The 1,118-nt window shown below is 67.1% G+C and carries 1 protein-coding gene and 1 pseudogene; one reads left to right on the top strand and one right to left on the bottom strand.

The window, feature by feature from the left end:
- Positions 1-190 precede the first annotated feature (190 nt).
- A complete protein-coding gene (locus tag CQY20_RS33860) occupies positions 191-892 on the top strand; it encodes a DUF899 domain-containing protein (protein ID WP_097945774.1) in 702 nt (233 codons plus the stop codon).
- A 6-nt stretch (positions 893-898) separates the two neighbouring features.
- Here CQY20_RS33860 and CQY20_RS35325 read toward each other — a convergent pair.
- Positions 899-1,118, bottom strand: a pseudogene (locus CQY20_RS35325) (hypothetical protein); the annotation flags it as partial.

The following is a 1,118-nucleotide window of genomic DNA, read 5'->3' as shown; positions in this document are numbered from 1 at the left end:
CCCTGCACCCGTCAATCATCCCGAAAACCCCAGCAGAACCACGCCCGCCACGCGGGATTAATTCAGCAGGCTCCTAGCAGTCCCGTCACGGCTGACGATATTTCCCGATCCGGGTGCGCAGGCGATGACTTTCGGGTGCCGGCCGTGTCTAGTTATCAGAAGGCTGGGGACAGCACCGGAAGGAACAAGCATGACTGAGCACATCTCGACGTCGGCGCACGCGAAACCGCCGGTCGTCGATGAGCAGACGTGGCGCGAGGCGCTTGATGAGCTTCGGGTGCGGGAGAAGGCGGCGACGCGCGAACTGGACGCGATCGCCGCGGCACGCAGGCGGCTGCCGATGGTGCGGCTGCCGGACTACACCGTGATCGGCGAAGACGGGCCGGTCCGGCTGGTCGACGTCTTCAAGGGCCGCTCGCAGCTCATCACCTACCACCACATGTGGGAGAACGGCGCGGAGTGGCAGTGCGGCGGGTGCACGGGCTTCACGTCGCAGTTCACCCGGCTGGAGTTTCTCGACAACTACGACGCGCGGTTCGTCATCGTCACCAACGGTCCGATCGAGGAGGCGCTGGCCTACCGCGACAAGGTCGGCAACAAGATGGAGTGGTACTCGTCGTCGGAGAGCTCGTTCAGCGCGGATGTCGACGCGCCGCCGGGAGGCGGCTTTGGGGTCAATGTCTTTATGCGCGACGGGGATACCGTCTACCGCACCTGGCACACCAACGGCCGGGGCACCGAGCAGCTCAGCCACACCTTCGCGCTCATCGACATCCTGCCCTGGGGCCGCCAGGAGGAGTGGCAGGATTCGCCGGACGGTTGGCCCCGCAAGCCGACGTACTCCGGATGGCTGGATTCACCCGACATCGCACGCGCGTACGGGAAGCCCTGAAACCGGCTATCTGACGCAGATATCGACCTCGGGGTTGCACACCGTGGGCTCCGGCGGGATGGACTTGGGCGCCGGGCCGACCGGATCGGGAATCTTCTTGGGAGCGGGGCCAACGGGGTCCGCTTCAGCGGGCGGCGCGGGAGCGGGTGCCTCGTCGGCGGGCGGCGCCGGTGCGGGTGCCTTTTCAACGGGCGGCGCCTTTTCCGCGGGCGGAAGGGGTGCTGGG

This window comes from Mycolicibacterium agri (assembly GCF_002553505.1).
Taxonomy (GTDB): domain Bacteria; phylum Actinomycetota; class Actinomycetes; order Mycobacteriales; family Mycobacteriaceae; genus Mycobacterium; species Mycobacterium agri.
The sequence above is the reverse complement of the archived record's forward strand: the minus strand, read 5'-3'. Positions and strand labels throughout refer to the sequence as shown.

What these genes read in the sequence shown, in the direction of transcription:
- CQY20_RS33860 (WP_097945774.1), top strand. Translation starts at nt 191, where the DNA reads ATGACTGAGCACATCTCGACGTCGGCGCACGCGAAACCGCCGGTCGTC.